This window comes from Microbacterium sp. Ag1, assembly GCF_001005635.1.
In the GTDB taxonomy this organism is placed as follows: domain Bacteria; phylum Actinomycetota; class Actinomycetes; order Actinomycetales; family Microbacteriaceae; genus Microbacterium; species Microbacterium oxydans.
In genome coordinates this window covers 1-22,750 of the sequence record NZ_LBCR01000034.1, presented here as the reverse complement: position 1 = coordinate 22,750, position 22,750 = coordinate 1, and the positions used below count along the sequence as shown (strand labels likewise).

Genomic DNA, 22,750 nt, shown 5'->3' with positions numbered 1-22,750 from the left:
CTTGCTACTTCTCAGCGGAGACGGTGACGCCCGTGAGGTTGATGCGGGAGTTGATCGAGTCTTCGGGGAAGCCCGACACGATGGGGCTCACGGCGGTGATCGTCTCTCCGTTGTAGAGCCAATCGGCGGCGTGGTCTTCCGAGACGATGCGCGCTGCCTGTGCCAGCAGGTCGGCGGACTTGTCGGGGTCGACCTCGGCCAGAGCCTTCGTGTACAGATCCTGCACCTCGGCGTTGTCGTAGCCGAAGTAGTAGTCGGGGTTGGCGAAGTTGCCGAAGTCGCGCGGCTCGACGTGCAGCACGAAGCTGAGGTCGTAGTCGTGGTTCGTGTACACGTCCTCCAGCCAGGTGGGGAACTCGACCGAGTTCACCTCGAGCGTCACGCCGACCTTCTTGAAGTCCGAGATCAGCACCTTGGGCACGGTCGTGCCGTAGAACGAGGGGATCGTGAGGGTCAGCTCGAGGTCCTCCTGACCAGCCTCAGCGAGGAGCTTCTTCGCCTTCTCCGGGTCGTAGGAGATCACGTCGGACAGGTCCTCGTAGCCCGGGTCGAGTTCGGGGATGGGCCCGTACAGTGCCGTGCCGGCGCCGACCGCGTCGATGAGAGCCTCATGGTCGATGGCGAGGCGCAGGGCTTCGCGCACCCGCACGTCGTCGAGCGGCGCCTTCTTGTTGTTGAACGCGAGAGTGGCCTTGTCGGTGGTGCGCCCCGTGGTGAGGGTGAAGTCCCCGGAGTCTTCGAGCTGAGGCGCGAGGTTCGGGTCGACGGCCGTGAGCACGTCGACGTCGCCGGCCAGTGCGGCGTTGACGCCGGCGGTGAAGTCGGGGATGTACTGGAACTCGACCTGGGCGACGCCGGCAGGATCCCCCCAGTAGGCGTCGTTGCGCGCGAAGGTGATGGTGCTTCCCTTGTTCCAGCGCGTCAGCGTGAAGGGACCTGTGCCGTTCTCCGCGGTCTTCAGATCGGTGGTGTCGCCGGTCTTGAACACGAGACCGGCCGGGCCGGTGAGCGCGAAGAGGAAGTTCTGGTTCGGAGCGGACAGGGTGATCTGAACCGTGGTCGGGTCCGGCGCCGTGATCGCTGTGACCGACGCGAAGTCCGCGTTGCCCTGCACGGTGGCGTCCGTGCGCACGGTCTCGTACGAGGAGACGACGTCCGCCGACGTCAGCGGCGTGCCGTCGTGGAAGACCACGCCGTCGTTGAGGGTGAAGGTGTATGTGAGCCCGTCCGAGGAGACCTCGTAGTCGGAGGCGAGACGCCCCTCGATCTCGTTGTCCTGCGTGCGCGTGACGAGGCCCTCGTAGATGTTGTCGATCAGGATCTGCTCGAGTGCGGCGCCGCTGGTGTGGCGGATGTCGAGGTTGGTGGGCTCGAGGACGAGGCCGACGTGGAGAGTGGCGCTCGGGTCGGGGGCACCGGGTGAGCTGCTGGTCTCCGGCTCGGTGGTGCCGGAGCAGGCGCTGAGGATGACGGCGGTGGCCGCGAGGGCGGATATCAGCGCGAGACGTCGGGTACGTCGGAACATGGGTGTTTCCTCTCGGTGCGGCAACTGCTGTGTGCCGTGGAATCGAGCCTAGAGATGTGAGAAGGGGTCAGGGTCGGGTGTGGAACGGAACGTCATATTCCGAGGGCGGGCACGGCGGCGTCGATCAGACCGGCGAGGGCGACCGGCGCGGTCTCCTGCACGTTGTGGGTGGCGTCGAGCACGACCACCTCAGCCGCGGGGACGCGTCGCTGGAGCTCGACGGCGTCGGCTTCACTCACGAATCCGCGTGCGGCACGCACCAGGGTGACCGGTACGGTGACCGCGGTCAGATCATCCCAGCCCGTCTCATGCAGCACCGACGGTGTGGTCGGGGACCCGGGGTCGTGAGCGGCGAGTGTCTGGGCGGCGAGGTGTGCGAAGTGGTGCTTCCACTCCACCCGCCCGTCCTCGCGCACTCGCGTGTTCAGGAAGACACCGCGCTCTGTCTCGGGTCGGGAGCCCCCGAACCCCAGTGAGATCGCCTTGTCGACGAGCTCGTCGCGTGTCGCGAAGTCGGTCGGGCCCGCGTAGAACTCGCGCAACGCCGCCGGGCCGGCACTCACATCGATGCCGGGAGTGATGTCGACCACGATGAGCTCGGACACCAGATCCGGTCGCGCTGCTGCCAGAGCAGCGCCGGTGAGTCCGCCGAGGGACTGCCCGACCACGACCTGCGGCCCTTCCACCCAGGCGTCGAGCGCTGCGGCCACGTCACGAGCGAGTGTGCGCGGCGTGTAGTCGACGTCGTCCCGCCAGGAGGAGTCGCCGTGTCCGGCGAGATCAATCGCGAGCAGCGGCTGCTGCAGGGCGAGGGCGGTGGTGTCCCAGGTGTGTGCGTTCAGGCCGGCGCCGTGGAGCAGCGTCACACGCGGTGCTTCGCTACCGAAACGCAGGGCGCTCAGGATGCGGCCGTCGGCGAGTGGGAGGGTGAGGCGCGTGACCGGCGGAACCGGTACGCCGAGCGCTTCGGCCTGTGCGGGAAGATAGCTGAACTCGCTGTTGTCGATCGCCACCTCCACATTCTGCGCCCTCGGGAAGCGGCGTCGGAAATGCCGGACCAGTATGACAAGAGAATATTTCGCAACGTGTCGCATTATGTCGCATGAGGACTGGATTTGATGGGCATATTGATCCAAGCTCCGGTTCCTCTGCGGCAGAGCTTCCCGCTCGTCCGCCGAATATCATGGAGTCATGAGCGAGACGCGTGTGCACCTGTCCAAGACCGAGCCGGCCGCGTACCAGGCGCTTGACGCGTTCTCGAAGACGGTGGGCCAGATCTGCGCGGCCAACGGCATCGACGACCGTCTCAAAGAGCTCGTCATGATCCATTGCTCGCAGCTCAACGGCTGCGCCTACTGTGCGCGGATCCACGTCGACAGGGCGGTCGCTGCGGGCGTCGACGCCGACACACTGACCCAGATCCCCACGTGGCGTGAGAGCGGTGTCTTCAGCGAGCGGGAGCGCGCCGCTCTCGAACTCGCCGAGGCCTTCACGTTCATCTCGGAGGACGGGATCTCCGACGAGGTGTACGACCAGGTCGGAAGCGTCTTCACCGAGAAGGAGTACGCGGCGCTCAGCTGGGCATGCGTCTCGATCAACGCCTTCAACAGGATCGTGATCGCCGGCCGCTACCCGGTGCCCCCGCGAGGACCGCAGGCGGCGGGATGACGATCCTCGTCGTCGAAGGGGTCTCCAACGTCCGCGACGTGGGAGGCATGCCGGCGGAGGGCGGTCGGATCCGCTCCGGCGTCCTCCTGCGCTCCGGACAGCTCTCCGGAGCGACCACCGCGGGCGCCGCCGCGTTGCGGGAGAGTGTCTCGCACATCGTCGACCTGCGAGACGGCGAAGAGGTCGCAGCCGAGCCGACGGAGATCGACGGGCCGGACACCACCCACCTCCCGCTGTTCCTCGGATCCGTCCGTTCCTTCTTCGAGGCGGACACCAGTCTCGACGACCTCTACCTCCACCTCCTCGAAGAGAGCGGGGAACGGCTCGTCGCGGCCATCCGCATCATCGCGGCGAGCGGGCGCACGCTGGTGCACTGCACTGTGGGTAAGGACCGGACGGGCGTGACCGTCGCCCTCGCGCTCTCCGCGGTCGGTGCGGATCGGGAGGCCATCATAGCCGACTACGCGCTCACCGAGTCTCAGCTGCCGGCTCAGCGCACCCGGTGGATCGCCGACTACCTGCGCACGCAGCACCCGGAGGCTGTGCACGCCGTGGCGCTAGCGACGCAATCGCCGGCTCCCGTGATGCGCCGTCTGCTCGCGCAGGTCGACGAACGATGGGGCTCGGCTGCCGGGTATCTGCGCGCGCAGGGGATGACCGACGATGAGCTCGACGCCCTGGCCGTCGCACTCGTCGAGCGCGAGCAGCGGCCGGAGCGTGCATGATCATCGCCCAGCGGCTACCAGGTTAGGCAAGCCTTCACTTGGTGTACGATGAAGACACCATGAACACCTCGCTCGAGACCCGCGGCACGCGCGCCGAACGTCGCGCAGCGCGTCGGCGCGCCCATCACCTGGTGACGGCTGATGAGAACTCCCTCACGGAGCTCGAGGTGTTCCTGACGACGCTGCCACTGTGCGCCTCCGGGCGCATCTTCATCGAGGTGCCGACGGTCGCCGACATCGGCGTCATCGAGGCTCCCGGTCGTATGACGGTCACGTGGCTCGCTCGTGAGCAGCGTTCCGGGGCTCCCGGAAGCAGCCGTGCGTGCGCAGCCGGTCAGGCGCTCACCCGTGCGACCTGCGCCTGGGCGGACGAGATGATGTGCGACGACGAGATCGAGACCCACGTCACACTGCTCGGCGGTTACCTCGGCACGGCCGACATCGTCGAGCACCTGACGAGTCATCTCGAGGTCTCGCCGACGCTGATCCGTACCCCCGAGCGTTTCGGCCTGCTGCCCGCCGACCGCTGACGCCGCGTCCGCGCGCCTGATCCGAATCGGCCACTCGCGGCCTGAGACGTCCGTGCAGAGACCGTCGTAGGGTCAGCGCGTCCGTCGAACGTAGTTGCCGTCTTCGAGCCCTGCCTCGATCTCGAAGCGGTTGCGCAGGGGGTCACGCCCCGCGAGGAAGTACAGGATCGGCATCAGGAACCCGTAGCGGAGCCACTGCGCCTTGTGCACAGCCTCATGACGGAGCACGGCGTCGCTCGGTCGCACGTCTCCGGTCAGGAAGCAGCCGCCGACGCACACTCCGCCGCGATTGAACGTCCATGCCGGCATGCCCTGGAAGATCCACAGGCCCGCCCGCCGTTCGACGGGTCCTGTGCTCCACAGCGAGCCCCACAGCCAGCCGACGGCGGTGCCCCACAGGTAGCCCAGGCGGCTGATCGGGGAGCGCAGCAGGAAGGAGGGGATGCGGCGGTCGAGACGCCGGCCCCGGGCCAGGGCGGCACTCGCCGCGGGTCGCCAGTCAGGAGCCGTCGTCATGCCACCGCTCCGACCAGTCGCAGCAGTGCACCGAGATCATCGACGGCATCGGCCGGTGACCTCGGTGCGAAACCTGCGATGGTCGCGCCAGCGAGCGGCACTTCCGAGCGCAGTGCGCGGATGGCGGTGCTCAGCGCAGCGGGGGACAGCCCGAACGGCACCGACGACGAGACACCGGCGAAGTCGGACGGATCGAGCACGTCGACGTCGATGTGCACCCAGACCCGTGATGCCCCGGTCGCGCGGACCGCGCCGAGCAGCGCCTCGGGATCTGCGAGGTCGTCGACGGAGAGATTCGTCAGAGGCGCGAGCTGCTCGACCTCCGCGTCATCGAGGTTCCGCATGCCCACGGTGATCACGCGATCGGCGGGGATCGCGGGCGAGAGCACGAGCTGCTCCTCGCCCTCGCCGAGCACAGCCCGCAGTGCCATGCCCGAGAAGGCACCGGAAGGGGACGTGTCCGGCGTGTGCATGTCGGCATGCGCGTCGCACCACACCACGGCGAGGTCGTCGGTTCCGCCCGGCAATGCGTCGAGCGCGGCGACGGTGATGCTGCAATCGCCCCCGATCACGACGGTGTCGGAGTCGATGTGCCCGTGCACGAGTTCACGAGTGCGCAGCAGAGCGCTCAGACGGCGTACACCTGTGCCGAGGGATTCACCGGCTTCGACAGGAACGTCGAGAACGGTCGTCGCCGCGCGGGGGAGATCTCCGGCGATCGCTGCAGCGCCGTCCGTGAGGAGCATCGCGCGCGCTGCGGGCGAGCCCTGCCACTGCGGGATGACGAGGAATCGCACCATGAGTGCCTCCGAAGAAGAGGGGACGGATGCCTCGGCCCGCGGCCGAGGCATCCGCCCGGTGATGTCAGTTGCCTTCGATGGCCTGGCGGGGAGCGCCGCCGCCGGCCTTGAGCTCGGCCAGACGTGCCTCGACCTCGGTCAGCTCGCCGAGATCCTCGAGGCTCTCGAACTGGGCGTCGAGGCTCGACGCTGCGAGCTCGATCTTGCCCTGAGCGATGGCCTCCTGGCGGCGGACCTTGTCTTCGAACCGTCCCAGCTCGCTGGTGGGGTCGAGCACGTTGATCGAGCCCACGGCGTCCTGGACGCGGGTCTGCGCCTCGGCGACCTTGGCGCGGGCGAGGAGTTCGCTGCGCTTGTTCTTGAGCTCGACCAGCTTGTCCTTCATGCCGTTCAAGCCGCTCTTGAGCTTGTCCACGATCTCGGTCTGCGCCGCGATCTGCGGCTCGGCGCCGGTGGCCTCGCGCTCGGCGCTGATCTGACGCTGCAGAGCGATCTTGGCGAGGTTGTCGAACTTGTCCGCGTCGGCCGTGTTGCCGCTCGCGCGCATCTCGTCGGCCTTGCGGCTGGCGGCGAGAGCCTTGTTGCCCCACTCGGTCGATGCCTGGACGTCTTCCTCGTGGTCGCGCTCGAGCAGGCGCAGGTTGCCGATGGTCTCGGCGATCGCGGACTCGGCGTCGGCGATGCTGTTCGTGTAGTCGCGAACGAGCTGGTCGATCATCTTCTGCGGGTCTTCCGCAGAGTCCAGCAAGGAGTTGATGTTCGCGCGGACGAGGGTCGAGATACGTCCGAAGATGGACTGCTTGGTCATGCGTGGTTCCTTTCAGAGGGCGTCTTCGAGAGCTTGTCGTACATGTCTGTGTGGGGGATCAGAAGCGTCTACCTCCTGATCGGCCGCTGCGGCCGCTGCTGCGGGAGCCGCCTCCGAAACCGGAGCTCCGGAAGCCGCCGCCGGAGGAGCGCCATCCGCTGCTGCTTCCTCGACGGGAAGAGCCGCCGCCACCGCCGGCGAGTAGCCCACCGATGATGCCTCCGAGGATGTCGCCGCCGAGTCCTGAGCCGCCCGACGAGGATCCGGACCCGCCGAACGGGCCGCCGAAGCCGCCCTGGTCGTAGCCGGAAGGGGTGTACGCCTGCACGTCCGACCGCGCGGCCGACGTGGCCTGCGTCGCCAGAGCGAGCGCACGGTTCGCCTCCGCGAGCGCGGCATCGGGGTCGGTTGCCCGCAGATTCAGCGCCTGCGACAGGCTCGCCTCCGCGTTCGCGAGGCGGGTGCGCGCGGTGGAGCCCACCGTCCCTCGACGGGTCTCGATGAAGTCCCGAGCCGCGCGGATCTCGGAGTTCGCCTGCGTGAGAGTCTGCTCGAGCAGCTGCTGCACCCGGCGGGCACGTTCGACGCTCTCCCTGCCCTGTGCGATCGCGGCGTCGATCTGCGTGTTCGCGGCGGTGAGAGCCTCGAGCACTCGCTGTGGATCGCGGGCGGTACCGCTCAGATCGGTCTGCGCCGCCCCGAGCTGCTGGGCCGTGGCGGAAGCCGCAGCGGCGATGGCACCCGAGGGGTCGGGCAGCTGCTGCCCGGCCGCGAGGTCGCTCTGCAGTTCGGCGATGAGGGCACGAGATTGAGCTTCGAGCGTCGACAGCTCCGCTCCCAGCGCCGTCACCGCCTGGACGAACTGGGCGGCCTGTGCGACGGACTGCTCGGCGGTGCGGATCGCGAACGCGGCCTCGCCTGAACGTCCGGCTGCGATGGCCTGCGCCGCCGCCGCGATCGACCGATCCGCGAGGTCGGCCCGTTCGCGTGCCTGCACGGGGTTGTCCGCGACCGTGGCGAGAGCCGCAGGGGCATAGGTGGCGGACAGCGCGTCGAGGGCAGGCTCCGCAGAGGCGAGGGCGGCGTCGAGCGCCGCGCGCTCACCGCGGACGCGCTCGAGCTCTTGCGGGGCGTTCTGCTCGAGCTTTCGGAGCTCGTCGAACGCCGCAGTGTTGTCGTCCAGGATGTCGTCGATCTCGTCGGCGATCCGGATGATGCGTATGTGCCACGCGCGGCGGTCGTGGATCGAATCCTCGATCTCGTCGTCGAGTTTCTGCTTCAGATCGAAAGCCTCGGAGATCTTCGCCTTCGCCGCATCGACGACCCGAGTGAACTCCTCGGTGGCTGCATCGCCGAACTGCGCGACGGCGAAGCCGAGCTCCTCCTTGCTCGAGGTGATGGCATCGTCCGCCTGCACGAGCGCGAGTCCTGCCTGCGTCTCGACCTGCTGGTCGGTGAGAGTGGAGAAGGGGTCGGCGGGGTCCGGCGTCTCCGGCATGGCGCCTCGCTCGCGGATCTCCGCCCGCCGGCGGGCTCCGCGCACCAGTGCCACGACGAGCCACACGAGCAGCGCGGCGACGACGACGGCGACGACGATCAGCCCGATGCGGAGCGCGCCGGCGCCCCCGTCGCCCTGGATCTCGTCGGCGGCGAGAGTGATGGCGCCGACCCAATCGCCGTCCGCGGCGAAGGGGACCATCTTGTCCTCGATGCTGTCGAGCTGGCCGAAGCTCACCGGGCCGTCGGGGGCAGCGGAGATGTAGTAGCTGCGCCCGTCGACCGCGATCGCCAGGAGGTACTGTTCGGTGCCGAGGTTGTTGTTCTGCGCGACCGTGTCGGCCCACTGCACGTTGTCGGATGGGTTCGTGAAGTCGTCGACGAGCACGACGAACAGATCGGCGCTCGAATTGTCCGTCAGCTCCTGGAGCCGGGCCTCCACCGTCGCCTCTTCGTCGGCACTGAGCACTCCGGCCTGGTCGGTGACGTATCCGGCATCGAGCGTGACGGGATCGGTCGCGGATGCTGCGGAGGTGCTGAACGCACCGGCGACAACGGCGAGAGCGAGTGCGGCCAGCGTGAGCCACCGTTTCGTCATCGTGTTCCCTCCGACCGGCAGCCGAGCCCCATGCCACGAGTCTATGCACTGGGCCCGACACGCGACAGCACTCGACACGGGTTCGCCGTTCGCCCTCAGCGGAGGCACATACGCTGGAAGGCATGGACGACATCTACGGTTCCGATGTGCTCGCGGCGGGCTGGCGCGAGCGCGGCGCGAAGAAGGTGCCCCAGGTCGCGGCCGAGCCGGATCTCGTGGTCGAGGTCGCCGACGACGGCTTCTGCGGTGCGGTCACACGTGTCCAGGGCGGCAACGTCGAGTTGGAGGACCGCGTGGGCCGTCGGCGGTTGTTCCCCCTCGGCGGAGGGTTCCTCATCGACGGCGCACCCGTGAGGCTGATCGTGCCCGTTGCTGCCGATCAAGGGCGGCGGCGCACGGCATCCGGATCGTTCGTGGTGGCCGATCAGCGCGCCCGCGTCGCTCTGCCCAGCCGAATCCTCGTCGAGGGCAAGCACGATGCCGAACTCGTCGAGAAGGTGTGGGGTGCCGACCTGCGGGTCGAGGGCGTCGTCGTCGAGTTCCTCCAGGGCGTCGACCTGCTCGACGACCTGCTGGCCGCAGAGCCACCCAGCGCGACTCGGCGGTACGGCGTGCTCGTCGACCACCTCGTCCCTGGCTCGAAGGAATCGCGCATCGCCGACGCGGTCGCCCGGGGCCCGCACGGACGCCATCTGCGCATCGTCGGCCACCCGTTCGTCGATGTCTGGCAGTGTGTGACGCCTCGGGCCCTCGGCATCGCGAAGTGGCCGGAGATCCCGCGCGGCATCGAGTGGAAGGTCGGCATCTGCCGTGCCTTCGGCTGGCCGCACGAGACGCAGGCCGACATCGCGCGCGCGTGGCAGCACATCCTCTCCAAGGTCACGACCTACCGGGACCTGGAACCGGCGCTGCTGGGCCGTGTGGAGGAGCTCATCGACTTCGTCACCGCGCCGACGGCCTGAGCCCGGGAATCGGGGACGCCGGAGCGACGGACGTCGACGGCTACCCTGGAAACATGCCCGAACCCCGTACCTTCCGAGACGAGCCGGTGTCGTTCGTGCGCCGCAGCGGCCGGATGTCCGACGCGCAGGAGCGCGCCTTCGCCGAGCTCGGCCCGCACTATCTGCTCGACGTTCCGCGTGACGTCGCCTGGACCTCCGTGCACCCCGAGGCGCGCCTCGATCCTGCGACCGAGTATGGGCGCACCGCTGACCTCTACGTGGAGGTCGGATCGGGCCAAGGCCACGCGATCGTGGCCGCGGCCTCGTCGCGCCCCGAGGACGACTTCCTCGCCGTCGAGGTGTTCCGCGCCGGCCTCGCCAGGACCATGCTCGACGCCGACAGGGAGGGCGCACGCAACCTGCGCGTCGTCGAGGCGAATGCGCCGGAGGTCCTCTCATCGTTCCTCCCTGAGGCGGCAGCACGCGAGGTGTGGATCTTCTTCCCTGACCCCTGGCACAAGAAGAAGCACACCAAGCGACGCCTGGTGAGACCGGGATTCGGCGACGCCGCAGCGCGAGCGCTCCGTGACGGCGGCCTGCTGAGGCTCGCGACCGACTGGGAGGACTACGCCCTGCAGATGCGCGATGTGCTCGACGCGGATCCGCTGTTCGAGCGTGCGTTCGAGGGGGAGTGGGCCGAACGCTTCGACGGTCGCGTCATGACCGCGTTCGAGCGCAAGGGCATCGCGAAGGGACGGGATATCCGCGATCTCGTGTACCGGCGCAGGACCCGCGCGTGACCGACACGCGGCGCGACACGGCGTCGCGGACGGGGCTCCTTCCCGCGCTCCTCGTGTGCGCCGCTGCTCCGGCATTCTTCGTGCTGGAGATCCCGTGGCTGGGCTGGACGCTCCTCGCCGCCGGCATCGCAGTCGCCGGTCTCCTCGAACGCCGTGTCGTCGAACGTCGCGGCGGTGAGCGGGGTGCGGATCCAGCCGGGAGCCCACGCCGTCCTTCGCTCACCCGCGATCTCTCGCTGATCGCGATCGGCATGCTGATCGTGAGCATCATCCCGCTGGCAGCGGAACTCGACAACCTCGCGATGCTGCGGTTCACGCTCGCCCTGGGCGGCGCGGTGGCGGTGCCCTACCTGATCTCGAGGTTCGTCTATCGAGACCGTGCCATCGGCTTCCCCTGGCGCACACACAAGCGCTGGGGACGGCTGCAATGGGGGTGGCTCGTGGCGGTGCTCCTGCTGGGTTGGCTGATCCTGCCCTTCTACTTCATCACCAGCGGGGTGTACCAGAACTGGCCGGTCGTGGACACTCCTGACCTCATCGCCCGTCTCTTCGTCGGGGTCGGCGCCGTGGGCATCTGGGACGAGCTGTTCTTCATCTGCACCGTGTTCGCCCTGCTGCGCCGACACTTTCCCGACCTGCTCGCCAACGTCCTGCAGGCCATCGTTTTCGTCTCCTTCCTGTGGGAGCTGGGCTACCGAGAGTGGGGACCCCTGTTGACGATCCCGTTCGCCCTGCTGCAGGGGTACATCTTCGTGCGGACGCACTCGCTGGCCTATGTCGTGACGGTGCACCTGCTCTTCGATGCTGTGGTGTTCGCCGTGCTGGTACACGCACACAACCCGGGACTTCTTCCGATCTTCCTCCTGTGACGAGGAGGTTCGTGCGCGCCGGTGCTGTCGGCTTGCTCCCGGCCCCCGGGAACGGAAGAATCAGCCCATGCTCATCGTCGGTCTCGTCCTCGCCGCCGCAGCTGCGGCCTTCCACGTCTTCATCTTCGCGCTCGAGTCGCTGCGGTGGACCGAGCCGGAGACGAGGAAGATCTTCGGCGTCCCCAGCGAGGCGGACGCGGTCACGATGAAGCAGCTGGCCTTCAACCAGGGCTTCTACAACCTCTTCCTCGCACTGACGGCCCTGCTCGGCATCGGCCTCGTGATCGTCGGAGCCGAGACGGCGGGTCTCACCCTCGTCTTCGCCGGAACCGGGATGATGCTCGCCGCCGCGCTCGTGCTCGTGCTCTCCGATCGGACCAAGGTGCGTGCTGCGGCGATGCAGGGAACCCTGCCGTTGTTCGCTGTCGTGGTCACCGCGATCGGCCTCGCGATCCGGTGACGATCGAGGGGTGACATCCACGTCGGCACCGGTCACACTCGTTGCATGGCCGATTGGGTGCTGCACGTGGACATGGATCAGTTCATCGCCGCGGTGGAGGTGCTGCGCAGACCGGAGCTGGCCGGTCGCCCGGTGATCGTGGGCGGACGCGGCGATCCGACCGAGCGGGCGGTGGTGTCGACCGCTTCCTACGAAGCCCGTGCGTTCGGGATCGGCTCGGGCATGCCGTTGAAGATCGCGGCGCGGAAGGCGCCGGACGATGCCGTGTTCCTCCCGGTCGATCGGGACGCCTACGCACGGGCATCCGACGAGGTCATGGCTGCTCTCCGTGCGCTGCCGGACGTGGTGCTCGAAGTGGTGGGATGGGACGAGTGCTTCCTCGGGGTGCAGACGGACTCTCCCGAAGGTGTGGCCTCGTCCGCGCAGGAAGCCGTGTTCGAGGCGACACAGCTGCACTGCTCGGTGGGGATCGGGGACAACAGGGTCAGGGCGAAGATCGCCACCGAGTTCGGCAAGCCCCGCGGTGTGTTCCGCCTCACCGCGGACAACTGGTTCGAGGTGATGGGCGACAAGCCGACGCGCGACCTCTGGGGTGTCGGGCCGAAGGTGCAGAAGCGTCTCGCGGTCCACGGCATCGCGACGGTGCGAGATCTCGCCGAGGCGGACGAGCAGACCCTCGTGACCGAGTTCGGACCGCGGATGGGCGTCTGGTATCACGGGCTGGGTTCAGGGATCGGCCCGAGCAGCGTCGACGACACGCCGTGGGTTGCGCGAAGCCACAGCCGGGAGACGACGTACCAGGAGAACCTCACGACGCCGGAGCAGGTCGATGCGGCGATCCGCGATCTCGCCGCCCACGCGTTCGACGACTGCGCGGTGGAGGGGCGGCCGGTCGTCCGCGTGCACCTCAAGGTGCGATATGCCCCGTTCGAGACCAAGACCTTCGGCCGCAAGCTCTCCGCGCCGACCACGGACCGCGCGGAATTCGTCGCGGTTGCCGCGGCGCTGGCCGGCACGCTCGATCCGGAGCGAGAGGTGCGACTGCTCGGAGTCCGCGCGGAGATGACGGCGCCGGAGGATGATGGCGTCGAGCGCACACCCGTGCGGGGAAGGATCTGACCCCGCACCGGGACATCGAGGGAAGCGTCGTCCGCTCAGGGGCGGAGCACGGCCGCGACCGCGCTCACCTCGATCAGGGCACCCGGGACTCCGAGGCCCGCCACGAGCGCCGCGGTGACGAGGGGTGGGGCTCCGTCCCGCGCCAGCCGTGAGGCGACCGCACCGTACGCCGCGCGCAGGTCCGCGTCCTGATGGATCAGCACCGTCCAGCTGATCACGTCTTCGAGCCCTGCACCCACGGACTCGAGGGCGATCCTGGCGTTCTCGACGGCGCGAGCGGACTGCTCGCCGGCATCGCTCGAGACGACGGCTCCGGTGACGTCGACACCGTTCTGGCCGCCGACGTACACTGTCGTCGCCCCTGGCGGGACGACGGCCACATGGCTGAATGCAGGACTGACGACGAGCCCATCGGGCTGTCCGAGTGTGATCTCCATGGCCACACTCTGCACCGGGGCGCCGACATCCGGAAGTCCCTCGTCGGCGTGCAGCTCAGAAGCGCAGCAGCACCTTGCCGACGCGACCCGGGGTGTCGCTCGCACGCACGGCCGCGCTGATGTCGGCGGCGTCGAAGATGCCGGCCACGGGCAACGTCAGGCTGCCGTCGGCGAGACGCTGGAACAGCTCACCGAACAGTGCGCTACGGGTGGCCTGATCGAGGCTCGGGATCACCTTGCTGCCCCAGAAGCCCTTCACTGTGGCCTGCTTGAAGATCACGTCGGAGGAGGCGATCTCCATGGTGGGGGAGTCCATCGCTCCGAACGCGACCAACGTGCCGCCTTCCGCGAGCAGCGAGAGAACCTGGCCGGCGGATGCACCACCGACGGAATCGACGCCGGCGGTGATCGGCGCACCTCCGGTGATCGCCTCGACCTGCTCCTTCCAATCGGGCTGATCGGTCGCGACGATCCTGTCGATGCCCTGTGCGCGGAGCTCGTCGACCCCCGCTGTCCGACGCACCAGCCCGAGCACGTTCACTCCGCGCGCTGAGCCGAGCTGAGCGAGCATGCGTCCGACAGCTCCGTTCGCGGCGTTCTGCACGATCCAGCCGCCGGCCTGCACATCGAGGAAGTCCAGCAGCGTGATCGCGCTGAAGGGCATCGAGACCAGCTGAGCCGCCGTCTCGTCAGGAAGGCCGTCCGGGATCGGGATCAGTCCGGCGGCATTCGTCACGATGTACTCGGCCCAGGCGCCGAAGGTTCCGCCGGTGGCGACGCGCTGGCCCACCTCGAGGTGCTCGACTCCGGCACCGAGCGCGTCGACGACGCCGAGGGCCTCGGTCCCCGACGCGGCGGGGAGCTCCGGCTTGAAGCCGTATGTGCCGCGAACGGTCCACAGGTCGTGGTTGTGGATGGGGGAGAGCACGATCCGCAGACGGACCTGGCCTTCGCCGGGCTCCGGAAGAGGTCGATCTTCGACTCGGAGGACTTCCTCCGGAGTGCCGAAGGTGGGGTGGATGAGTGCGCGCATGGCGATTCCGTTCTCTCTCGGGGTGTCGATCAGGGCCGGTCGCTCTGGTGGGCGTCGGCGAGATCTTTCGTGGTCTTCTGAAGGCGGTCGGTGATGTCGTGCAGTTCGGCGATGAGCTGACGGCGATGCTCCTCGTCCTGGAGCCCGGAGATCGACGCGATGGTGGTGTGGATGGGGGCCACCTCGGCCCGCAGGTCCTGGCCCTTGTCGGTGAGGGTCACCGTCACCACACGCTCGTCGTCGCGGCCGCGTGTCCTGGTCACGAGTCCGGCCTGCTCGAGTCGCCGGACGAGGGGGGAGAGCGTGCCGGAGTCCAGGCGCATCACCGCCCCCAGCGACCCGATCGTCTGCTCGCCGTCGAGCCAGAGTGCGGCGAGCACCAGATACTGCGGATACGTCAGACCCCAGGGGGCGAGCAGCGTCCGGTATGCCTGCGTGGTGGCACGCGCGGCGGAGTACAGGGAGAAGCAGAGCATCTCATCGGTCATCGGCACCAAGATAGCATTGCACGTCATTCAATTGTGCACAACTCGTCGGGCGATACTCGGCCCGCGCCAGCACGCGCACCGATTCCCGGTGGAGTTCACCAGGGTGAGCCGATCGTGCGATCACTCGATCCCCGCATGCCCCCGCAGTACGCTTCTGACGACCGGAGGACGGAGAAGCGGATGACCGCGACGAGAAGACCGCCATGGCTGTTCAGCACGGTCGAGGGCTACCGCCGGGAGTGGGTGGTCCGTGACGTCGTCGCGGGTCTGTCCGCTGGTGCCGTCGTGATCCCGCAGGGCATGGCCTACGCGACGATCGCCAATCTTCCGGTGCAGGTCGGGCTCTACACGTGCATCCTGCCGATGCTGGTCTACGCGTTCCTCGGTGGAAGCCGCGCCATGAGTGTGTCGACGACCTCGACGATCGCGACCCTCACCGCGACGACCCTGGTGTCCGCGGGAGTCGCCGCGGGATCGGACGACGCGATCGGCTCTCTGACGATGCTCACGCTGCTCGTGGGAGTGATCCTGTTGATCGCCAGACTCTGTCGCCTCGGCTCGCTCGTGGAGAACATCAGCGGAGCCACTGTTCTCGGCTTGAAGATCGGTGTCGGCGCGACGGTCGCCGTCGGACAGCTGCCGAAGCTGCTGGGCGAGAGCTACAACTTCTCCGGTCATGGATTCCTCAAGTCGCTCGGTGCAGTGGCACAGGCCTTCGACAGCGTGAACTGGCCGACGGTCGCGCTGTCTGCCGGCTCGATCCTCGTGATCGTCGTGCTCAAGCGGTTCGCCCCGCGTGTGCCGGGCGCACTCGTCGTGGTGGTCGCCGGGATCCTCCTGGTCGCCCTCGCTGGTCTGGATCGCTACGGCGTCGACCTCATCGCCCCGGTGCCGAGCGGGCTCCCCGTTCCGGGTGTGCCCGACTTCTCGCAGACGGTCGTCCTCGTGCCCGGCGCCCTCGCTATCGCCGTGATGGCGTTCTTGGAGTCCGCGGCCGTCGCCCGCAGCCTGCGGGCGGCGAGCGAACCTCAGATCGACAGCGACCAGGAGCTGTTCGCGACCGGCGCGGCGAACACGGTCGGCGCATTCTTCGGCACGATGCCAGCCGCGGGAGGCTTCTCGCAGAGCGCGGTCAATCAGAGTGCGGGGGCGCGCTCCCAGGCGGCGACCCTGGTCACCGTGGTGCTCGCCGTGCTGGTCGCGCTCTTCCTGGGACCCGTTCTCAGTCTGCTCCCCGAGGCGACGCTGGCCGCGATGGTGTTCGTGGCCGTCGCCGGGCTCATCAACATCCCCGAGCTCGTGCGGTGGGCGCGGATCAGTCCGGTGGATTTCTGGATCGCGCTCGCGGTCGCGATCCTCGGGCTCACCGCCGGCCTTCTCCCGGCCGTGGCGGTCGGTGTGGTCGTGACCTTGATCCTGGTGCTCCGCGAGCTCAATGTGCCGAAAGTGACGGTCGACGCTCGCATCGGCGACGCTCTGGGGCTCCGTCTCGAACGGGGCCTCTACACGGCGAACGCGATGGCCAACGAGAAGCAGATCCTCGCCCTGGTCGAGGCTGAGGAGCAGCCGGTCCGCATGCTCGTCCTGGGTCTGAAGCAGCAGGAGGTGATGACGATCACCGTCCTTGACGCTCTGGAGAACCTCGACGGAGAGCTCGCTCAGCGCGGCACCGTGCTGCACATCGCCGCGCTTCCCGAGCGGGCAGCCGCTGTCGCTCGCCGCACACCCTGGTTCCTCGGACTGGAATCGCACGGTCGCGTGCACGCATCGGTGAGCGACGGCGTCGCGGCAGCGGCTCGGGAAGCCGGCAGACGGAGCTGAGGGAGAGATGCATGAGTGAGGATGCCGGGCTGAGCTGGCGATGGTCGCGGTTCGGTCTGGGTCTGCTGTTCGCCGCGCCGGCGATGCTCGTCGCCCCCTTCCATCCGACGCTCGGTGTCGCGCTCGGGATCGGCGTGATACCCGCCGCCGCCTTCGGTCTCCCCCCACGCAGGAGAGCCCGCGCCATCATCCCCGTCGTCGGCACGCTCAGCGCCCTCGGTCTGCTTCTCGGGGCGCTGCTGGCGGAGTGGCCCGTGGTCGCCGTGCTCGCCGTGCTCGGGCTCGCGATCGTCGCGAGTCTCAATGCCCCGCGAGGTCGGCTCGGGCAGTTGATCCTCGTTCTGGTGCTGCCGATGACCGGGATCGGGCTGAGCTTCTCCTGGTCCTCGGCCACAGGGGGATTCGCCGCCTGCATCGTCGCCGGCTCCGTGTACGCGTGGATGGTCTCCCTGCTCTTGCCCGAGCGTGAAGAGCGGGCGCGTGCCGCCAGTCCTGTACCTCGGGGGCGAGCCCTCCTGGTCTACGGGATCCTCCTCGGCATTGCTGCGGCGCTCGCCGCCACCATCGGCTTCGTTCTCGATCTCGAGCACGTGGGGTGGGCGACGGGCGCGGTGCTCCTCGTCATGCGTCCGGTCAGGGGGCAGCTGATCTCGCGCAGCATCGGGCGCGCGGCATCGGTGCTCGTCGGAGCGTTCGCGGCCGCGGGCCTGGCTGTCCTGGCTCCGGGAGGTCTCGTGACCGGGCTCGTGGTCGGGGCTGTCATCGGATCGACATGCGCCATCCAGGAGAGCCGGTGGTACGTCGTTCCCGGCTTCACCACGTTCCTCGCCCTGACCCTCATCATGTCCACCTCGCCGGAGCCTCCGGGGGCTCGATTCGCGGAACGCGCGGTGGAGACGCTTCTCGGGGTGGGGCTCGCTCTGCTGTTCGGTGCCGTGCTGCCCTCGGTGGTCGGCTTCATCCGGCTGCGAAGCTCGGTCGCCCGATGAGGGTTCTGGACGAAAGTTGCTTGATGTGCGCGCTCCCATGGTGGGATACTTCGAGGAGGGGAGGGCGTAGTATCTAACATTTCACCGGGGGCTCTTGATGGTCGAAGAACAGCCAGACGTCGATTCAGCGTGGATCCCTCCGCTTCCCGCAGGCCCCGGTGACATCCCCAGAGCCCGACTGCTGTCACGACTCTCCGCCGCGTTGGACGAGCCCTGGACACTCACCGTCCTGTCGGCCCCCGCGGGGTCGGGCAAGACACGGCTGCTCACCCAGTGGGCGCATTCGATTACCTCCTCGGACGACGATCGATCGCGTGTGGTGTGGCTCTCGCTCCAGCGCTGGCACCGGGACCTCGAGCCCCTGCAGTCTGCTCTTCGGAGCATCGAAGACCCCTCGCTGCGCGAGGCACTCGACCGCCTCACCGGGCCGTGGTCGACGGAGAGGGCGCGAGATCTGGCCCGGACCCTCCGCACCGCGGGCCGTCGGGTAGTCGTGATCATCGACGATGTGCACCTCATCGAGACCGGGTCACTCGCCGAGATGCTGTCGGCGTTCCTGAGCGCAGTGCCGGGTACCGCCCACGTCGTGGTCTCCGGACGCGGAACCCGGCGTCTGCCTCTTGCGCGTCGACGTATCGTCGGCATGGCACTGGAACTCGGAAGCCGTGACCTGGCATTCACACCGGCGGAGGTGCGAGCGTTCTTCCGCGCGAGGGGGATGCGCCTTTCGCAGGGCGAGATCACCACCGTGCTGTTGCGTACCGAGGGGTGGGCCACGGGACTCCGGCTGCTGGAGCTGGCGGCGCTGCATGATTCGTTCGCCACGGTCCTCCCGCTGCGCGGTGACTCTCCGACGGTGACCGACTACTTCGCCGAGGAGGTCTTCGCCGATCTCGACGAAAGCCTCAGTGAGTTCCTCGTTCTCACCTCGGTGCCCGAGTCGTTCACGCCGGCTCTAGCCTCGCAGTTGACAGCAGGAATGCCGGCCGAACCGCTGATCGAACAGCTCATGCGACTCAACGTGCTGATCAGTCGTAGCGGTCAAGAACCGGTCTGGTATCACTACCATCCGCTGTTGCGGGAGTTCCTCTATGCCCGCCTGAAGGACAGAGGAGAGGCGGCCGTCGAGGAGCTCGAGAGCGTGACGGCGGAGTGGTTCGCGGCCGAGCAGGAGCACGAGCGCGCCATGTTCCACGCCGCGCGGAGCGGCGACGACTGCTCGACCTCACGGATCCTCCGTCGCAGTGGGCTGCAGCTGATCCTCATGGGTTATGTGGCTGAGGTGGTCGCAGCGATCGCGCGTCTTCCTCGACCTGTGCTCGCGGAGCCTGCCATGCGGATGCTGACGGCGTCCGCCGAGCTCACACAGGGAGACGCGGCCCGCGCTGCGGCGCTGCTCGAGTCGGACTCGGACCTTGAGGCTTCCGTTGCGGTCCGTCAATGGCGAAAGGGCCTGGAGCTGCACACAGCCGTGCGTCGCGGGGGCCTCTCGGAAACGCTCGACCGGCTGGAGCCGGGTCTCTACGAGGTGTCGGGGGAGTCGCAGCTCGACACCTATGTATTCCTGCAGGCTGCCATGGCAGAGCTGTATACGGGGGCGTTGAACGATGCCGACCGGTTCGCCCGGCTCGCGGGGGACCACGCTCACGCCGCGGGCACTGCCGCGGCGGAGCTGCAGGCGGCCGCGATCCTGAACACCGCCGATCTCTTCCGAGGACGGATGCGAGAGGTGCTGCGTTCCGGCGCGCTGCTGGATGAGCGCTGGCGCGCGCTCGGCATGCCTGCGGACTCCTTCTACGAGGTCACGCGGGTGTGGCGGTACTGGGTGCCTTTCGAGCAGATGCTCGTCGGGGATGTGGATGAGACGCTGCGTACGGCGACCGGGATCATCGAGTCCGGAACGGAGCCGGCGATCGCACGGGGTCTGCGCGGCCTGATCGCCCTGCTGAACGTCGATGGCGCCATCGACGCGCACGCGGCGGCTCTCGCTCTCCTCGAGAACCTCGCACCGCGCGACGACATGCCGCTGCCTGTGCACTGGTATGCGATGACGAGCGCTTTCGCGATCCGCGCCTTCAACGCGCTCGGAGAGTACGCCCTCAGAGACCGCTTCATCCACGACGTCGGAGACGCTCTCGGCGAGGTCGGCGAGGTGGCCGTGCTCCGCGCGATCGCCGCGCTGCACGATCAGGCGTTCGAGCCGGCGCGGGCCGCTCTCGCTCCGGTGCTGGAAGGGGTGGCGCCGTGCCTTCTCCCTGCGTCGATGATCGACGCCTGGCTGGTCGCTGCCTGTATCGAAGTGCAGGCCGGCTGTCCCGATCAGGCGCAGGTGTCGCTGTCGTTCGCGCTCGCCCTGGCCGAACCGGAGGAGCACATCCGACGATTCGCCGACGCCGGGCCGGTCGTCGCGCGCCTTCTCGCCGCGCGCGCGACTCCGGGATCACGCGGTCGCTTCGCGGATCGCGTCCGCGAACGTCTCACCGCTGCAGGAGTGCTCGTCGAGGAGGAGCTCACCCGTCGCGAACGCATCGTGCTCGCGGCGTTGAGTCGCAACGCGACGCTCCGGGAGATCGCGGAGCAGGAGTTCATCTCCCCGAACACGGTCAAGACGCACGTGCGCAACATCTACCGCAAGCTGGGCGTCTCCGACCGGGACAGCGTGACGGCGGCTGCGCACGCTCTCGGGATCGAGTAGCGCACGCAGCCGCCGCGGGGAGAGCGACTCAGTCGCGTGCCATGGCTGCTGCCAGATGTGCTTCGAGGTCGAGGTAGGCGTCGTCGGCGATGTCGAACACGACCTTCGCGATCTCGCCCCCGGTGAAGTCGAAACCGTACCCGTACAGCGACGACACGGGATCGGCGCTGTCTCGACCGATCGTCAGGCCCTCGCCGCACAAGGAGAAGTGACCGAGCACCGTGCGGATCTGCTTCTCACCGACGACCTCGTCGTCGATGTAGAGCTTCACCGGCCCGATTCCCTCGCGGTACTCGCCCATGCGTTCCTTCGTGAACTCCACCCCGATGATGTGCTTCCCGGAGGTGGGAACGGGCGCGGACACCCGGTCCTCCGGGGGGATGCCGAGGAAGTTGTACACGTAGTGCACCTGCCCGTCCTTCACGACGAGGGCGTGACCGCCGAAGCGCGAGCCGTGCGCGAAGATGACTCCTTCGGTGTCGGGCGTGAACTCGACCTCGGCGGCGATCTTGTAGGAGACCCCGTGCACGTTCGCAGCCGACCGCTCCGGGACTTCGCTTGTACCGGGGTAGTAGATGAACTGCCCGGAGGGGGGCGCGGGCTGGTGGAACTCCATAGTCATGAAGGTCTCGAAGTCCTTCGCGTTTCCGATGATCTGCAGATCGTTCAGCGGCAGCACGTCGTTGGCCTTCGCCTCGGTCATCCAGAGCGCCTTGAGCTCCTCGAGCTTGTCCGGGTGCTCGGCGGCGAGGTTGTTCGCCTCGGCCCGGTCGGTGTCGGTGTGGTAGAGCTCCCACTCGTCGTTCTCGAAGTCGCCCTTGCCGCTGACCGGACCGTGCACCGTGACGGCCTTCCACCCTTCGTGCCAGATGCCGCGCTGGCCGAACATCTCGTAGTACTGGGTCTTCTTCTCGGTCGCCCCGTCGGGGGCGGCATCGAACGAGTACGCCATGGAGACTCCCGAGAGCGGGGTCTGCTCGACGCCGTTGTAGGTCTCGGGGAACGTCACGCCGCACGCCTCGAGGATCGTGGGCACGATGTCGGTCGAGTGGTGGTACTGATGGCGTACCTCTCCCCGTGACTTGATCCCGGCGGGCCAGTGAATCACCAGCGGGTCGCACACGCCGCCCTGATAGGTGTACCGCTTGAACATCTTGTATGGAGTCGAGAACGCCGCCGCCCACCCGGTGGGGTAGTGGTTGTAGGTCTCCGGCGAGCCGAGCTTGTCGACCATGCGGAGGTTCTCCGCCTCGTCGTCCGGGTATCCGCCGAAGATCTTGCCCTCGTTGACCGAGCCGTTGGGGCCGCCCTCGCCGGACGCCCCGTTGTCGGCGCAGTAGATGATGAGGGTGTTCTCCAGCTGCCCCGATTCCTCCAGGTAGTCGACGATGCGGCCGACCTGGGAGTCCGTGTATTCACTGAAACCCGCGTAGACCTCGGCCATCCGCGAGAACATGGCCCTCTCCTCGGCGTTCAGCGTGTCCCACGGGCGCACCTCGTCGCTCGGGGTGAACGTCCCCTCCGGCATGGGGTTCAGTGCGGTGAGGTCGGTGTCGGAGGGGAGGATTCCCTTCTCGATCATCTGGGCGAGCACCCATTCGCGATAGGCCTCGTAGCCGTCGTCGAACTGCCCCTTGTACTTGTCGATGTACTCCTGCGGGGCGTGGTGCGGAGCATGGTTCGCGCCGGGGCAGAACCACAGGTACCAGGGCTTCTCCGGCTCGGTCTGCTTGACGTCGCGGATCATCGTGAGGGCCTGGTCGGCGAGGTCCTTCGAGAGGTGGTACCCGTCTTCCGGCAGGTACGGCTGGTCGATGTAGTGGTTGTCCTCAGCCAACGAGGGGTACCAGTTGTTGGTCTCTCCGCCGATGAACCCGTAGAAGCGGTCATACCCCTGAGCGAGCGGCCAGTGCTTCTTCGACGCACCGGCAGTCCACTCGTCGATCGGCACATTGTGGTTCTTCCCCACCCAGAAGGTCGACCAGCCGGCGTCACGGAGCACGTGCGCCATGGTCGCGTTCGAATCGGGGATGTGGGAGTTGTAGCCGGGGAAGCCCGTCGAGGACTCGGAGATCGTCGCGAAGCCGTTGAGGTGGTGGTTGCGTCCGGTCAGGAACGTCGACCGGGTGGGGGAGCACAGCGCCGTCGTGTGCCACTGGGAGTAGGTGAGGCCGTTCTGAGCGAGACGGTCCATCGTCGGCATGTTGATCCGTCCGCCGTACGGCGACCACGCCGCCATGCCCGTGTCGTCGTACAGGACGACCAGCACGTTCGGAGCGCCGCTCGGCGGGGTCGGCGGTCGGAAGGCGTCCCAGTCAGGAACGGAATCGCGCACGTCGAGTTCGATCTTGCCTTGGAATTCGCGAGCCATCGTGGGTCTCCTTCATCTCGGTGGAACGATGCGGCTCCCCGGAAAGTGTCAAGGCGGGTG

At 68.0% G+C, this 22,750-nt stretch carries 21 protein-coding genes; 11 read left to right on the top strand and 10 right to left on the bottom strand.

What is annotated here, in order from left to right; all coding sequences use genetic code 11:
• Positions 1-4 precede the first annotated feature (4 nt).
• Together AAY78_RS16845 and AAY78_RS16840 are read right to left on the bottom strand one after the other, a co-directional pair.
• The gene (locus AAY78_RS16845; RefSeq protein ID WP_046749456.1) at positions 5-1,525 is read right to left on the bottom strand and encodes an ABC transporter substrate-binding protein; all 1,521 of its coding nucleotides are present in this window, start codon (positions 1,523-1,525) and stop codon (positions 5-7) included.
• Between the two features lie 92 nt (positions 1,526-1,617).
• Positions 1,618-2,544, bottom strand: a complete 927-nt coding sequence (locus AAY78_RS16840) for an alpha/beta fold hydrolase (protein WP_046749455.1) — start codon at positions 2,542-2,544, stop codon at positions 1,618-1,620.
• A 172-nt stretch (positions 2,545-2,716) separates the two neighbouring features.
• Here AAY78_RS16840 and AAY78_RS16835 point away from each other — a divergent pair, with 172 nt between their 5' ends.
• From AAY78_RS16835 to AAY78_RS16825, 3 genes are read left to right on the top strand one after another with little or no spacing between them, the layout of a single operon-like run.
• A complete protein-coding gene (locus AAY78_RS16835; protein WP_046749454.1) occupies positions 2,717-3,193 on the top strand; it encodes a carboxymuconolactone decarboxylase family protein in 477 nt (158 codons plus the stop codon).
• Positions 3,190-3,918, top strand: coding sequence for a tyrosine-protein phosphatase (locus AAY78_RS16830; RefSeq protein WP_046749453.1), 729 nt, complete (start codon positions 3,190-3,192; stop codon positions 3,916-3,918). The genes AAY78_RS16835 and AAY78_RS16830 overlap by 4 nt, the downstream gene beginning before the upstream one ends.
• A gap of 59 nt (positions 3,919-3,977) precedes the next feature.
• The gene (locus tag AAY78_RS16825; RefSeq protein ID WP_046749452.1) at positions 3,978-4,448 is read left to right on the top strand and encodes an SIP domain-containing protein; all 471 of its coding nucleotides are present in this window, start codon (positions 3,978-3,980) and stop codon (positions 4,446-4,448) included.
• 72 nt (positions 4,449-4,520) lie between these two features.
• On the opposite strand, the gene AAY78_RS16820 is transcribed toward AAY78_RS16825, so the two are convergent.
• The 4 genes from AAY78_RS16820 to AAY78_RS16805 all read right to left on the bottom strand — a co-directional run bounded on the left by AAY78_RS16820 (position 4,521) and on the right by AAY78_RS16805 (position 8,667).
• Positions 4,521-4,964: a hypothetical protein gene (locus AAY78_RS16820; protein ID WP_046749451.1), complete on the bottom strand. Its 444-nt coding sequence runs from the start codon at positions 4,962-4,964 to the stop codon at positions 4,521-4,523.
• Positions 4,961-5,764, bottom strand: a complete 804-nt coding sequence (locus AAY78_RS16815; protein WP_046749450.1) for an arginase family protein — start codon at positions 5,762-5,764, stop codon at positions 4,961-4,963. The genes AAY78_RS16820 and AAY78_RS16815 overlap by 4 nt, the downstream gene beginning before the upstream one ends.
• A gap of 64 nt (positions 5,765-5,828) precedes the next feature.
• Positions 5,829-6,572 carry a PspA/IM30 family protein gene (locus AAY78_RS16810; RefSeq protein WP_046749449.1) on the bottom strand — a complete coding sequence of 248 codons (744 nt, stop codon included), beginning with the start codon at positions 6,570-6,572 and terminating at the stop codon, positions 5,829-5,831.
• Positions 6,573-6,630: 58 nt separating this feature from the next.
• Entirely contained in the window at positions 6,631-8,667 is a 2,037-nt protein-coding gene (locus tag AAY78_RS16805; RefSeq protein WP_046749448.1) for a TPM domain-containing protein, read from the bottom strand.
• A 122-nt stretch (positions 8,668-8,789) separates the two neighbouring features.
• On the opposite strand from AAY78_RS16805, the gene AAY78_RS16800 reads away from it, so the two are divergent.
• The 5 genes from AAY78_RS16800 (at position 8,790) to AAY78_RS16780 (ending at position 12,856) form a co-directional block, all read left to right on the top strand.
• A complete protein-coding gene (locus AAY78_RS16800; protein ID WP_046749447.1) occupies positions 8,790-9,629 on the top strand; it encodes a DUF3097 domain-containing protein in 840 nt (279 codons plus the stop codon).
• A gap of 53 nt (positions 9,630-9,682) precedes the next feature.
• Positions 9,683-10,408, top strand: coding sequence for a tRNA (guanosine(46)-N7)-methyltransferase TrmB (gene trmB / locus AAY78_RS16795; protein ID WP_046749446.1), 726 nt, complete (start codon positions 9,683-9,685; stop codon positions 10,406-10,408).
• Positions 10,405-11,277 (top strand): CPBP family intramembrane glutamic endopeptidase, encoded by an 873-nt coding sequence (locus tag AAY78_RS16790; RefSeq protein WP_046749445.1) that lies wholly within the window; start codon positions 10,405-10,407, stop codon positions 11,275-11,277. Before trmB ends, AAY78_RS16790 begins: the two co-directional genes overlap by 4 nt.
• 67 nt (positions 11,278-11,344) lie before the next feature.
• A complete protein-coding gene (locus tag AAY78_RS16785; protein WP_046749444.1) occupies positions 11,345-11,737 on the top strand; it encodes a DUF1304 domain-containing protein in 393 nt (130 codons plus the stop codon).
• 45 nt (positions 11,738-11,782) lie between these two features.
• Complete coding sequence (locus AAY78_RS16780; RefSeq protein WP_046749443.1) at positions 11,783-12,856, top strand: DNA polymerase IV; 1,074 nt, start codon at positions 11,783-11,785, stop codon at positions 12,854-12,856.
• A gap of 35 nt (positions 12,857-12,891) precedes the next feature.
• On the opposite strand, the gene AAY78_RS16775 is transcribed toward AAY78_RS16780, so the two are convergent.
• The 3 genes from AAY78_RS16775 to AAY78_RS16765 are packed head-to-tail and all read right to left on the bottom strand — an operon-like array spanning position 12,892 to position 14,814.
• Entirely contained in the window at positions 12,892-13,293 is a 402-nt protein-coding gene (locus AAY78_RS16775) for a RidA family protein (protein WP_046749442.1), read from the bottom strand.
• A 55-nt stretch (positions 13,294-13,348) separates the two neighbouring features.
• Positions 13,349-14,326: a zinc-binding dehydrogenase gene (locus AAY78_RS16770; protein WP_046749441.1), complete on the bottom strand. Its 978-nt coding sequence runs from the start codon at positions 14,324-14,326 to the stop codon at positions 13,349-13,351.
• Between the two features lie 29 nt (positions 14,327-14,355).
• Positions 14,356-14,814, bottom strand: coding sequence for a MarR family winged helix-turn-helix transcriptional regulator (locus AAY78_RS16765; protein ID WP_227750928.1), 459 nt, complete (start codon positions 14,812-14,814; stop codon positions 14,356-14,358).
• 180 nt (positions 14,815-14,994) lie between these two features.
• Between AAY78_RS16765 and AAY78_RS16760 the strand changes: the two genes are divergently transcribed.
• The 3 genes from AAY78_RS16760 to AAY78_RS16750 all read left to right on the top strand — a co-directional run bounded on the left by AAY78_RS16760 (position 14,995) and on the right by AAY78_RS16750 (position 20,319).
• Positions 14,995-16,635: a SulP family inorganic anion transporter gene (locus AAY78_RS16760; RefSeq protein ID WP_046749440.1), complete on the top strand. Its 1,641-nt coding sequence runs from the start codon at positions 14,995-14,997 to the stop codon at positions 16,633-16,635.
• Positions 16,636-16,646: 11 nt separating this feature from the next.
• Positions 16,647-17,624: an FUSC family protein gene (locus AAY78_RS16755; RefSeq protein WP_046749439.1), complete on the top strand. Its 978-nt coding sequence runs from the start codon at positions 16,647-16,649 to the stop codon at positions 17,622-17,624.
• A gap of 97 nt (positions 17,625-17,721) precedes the next feature.
• Positions 17,722-20,319 carry a LuxR C-terminal-related transcriptional regulator gene (locus AAY78_RS16750; RefSeq protein WP_046749438.1) on the top strand — a complete coding sequence of 866 codons (2,598 nt, stop codon included), beginning with the start codon at positions 17,722-17,724 and terminating at the stop codon, positions 20,317-20,319.
• Positions 20,320-20,347: 28 nt separating this feature from the next.
• On the opposite strand, the gene AAY78_RS16745 is transcribed toward AAY78_RS16750, so the two are convergent.
• On the bottom strand, positions 20,348-22,690 hold the full coding sequence (locus AAY78_RS16745) for an arylsulfatase (RefSeq protein WP_046749437.1): 2,343 nt from the start codon (positions 22,688-22,690) through the stop codon (positions 20,348-20,350).
• Positions 22,691-22,750: the final 60 nt, after the last annotated feature.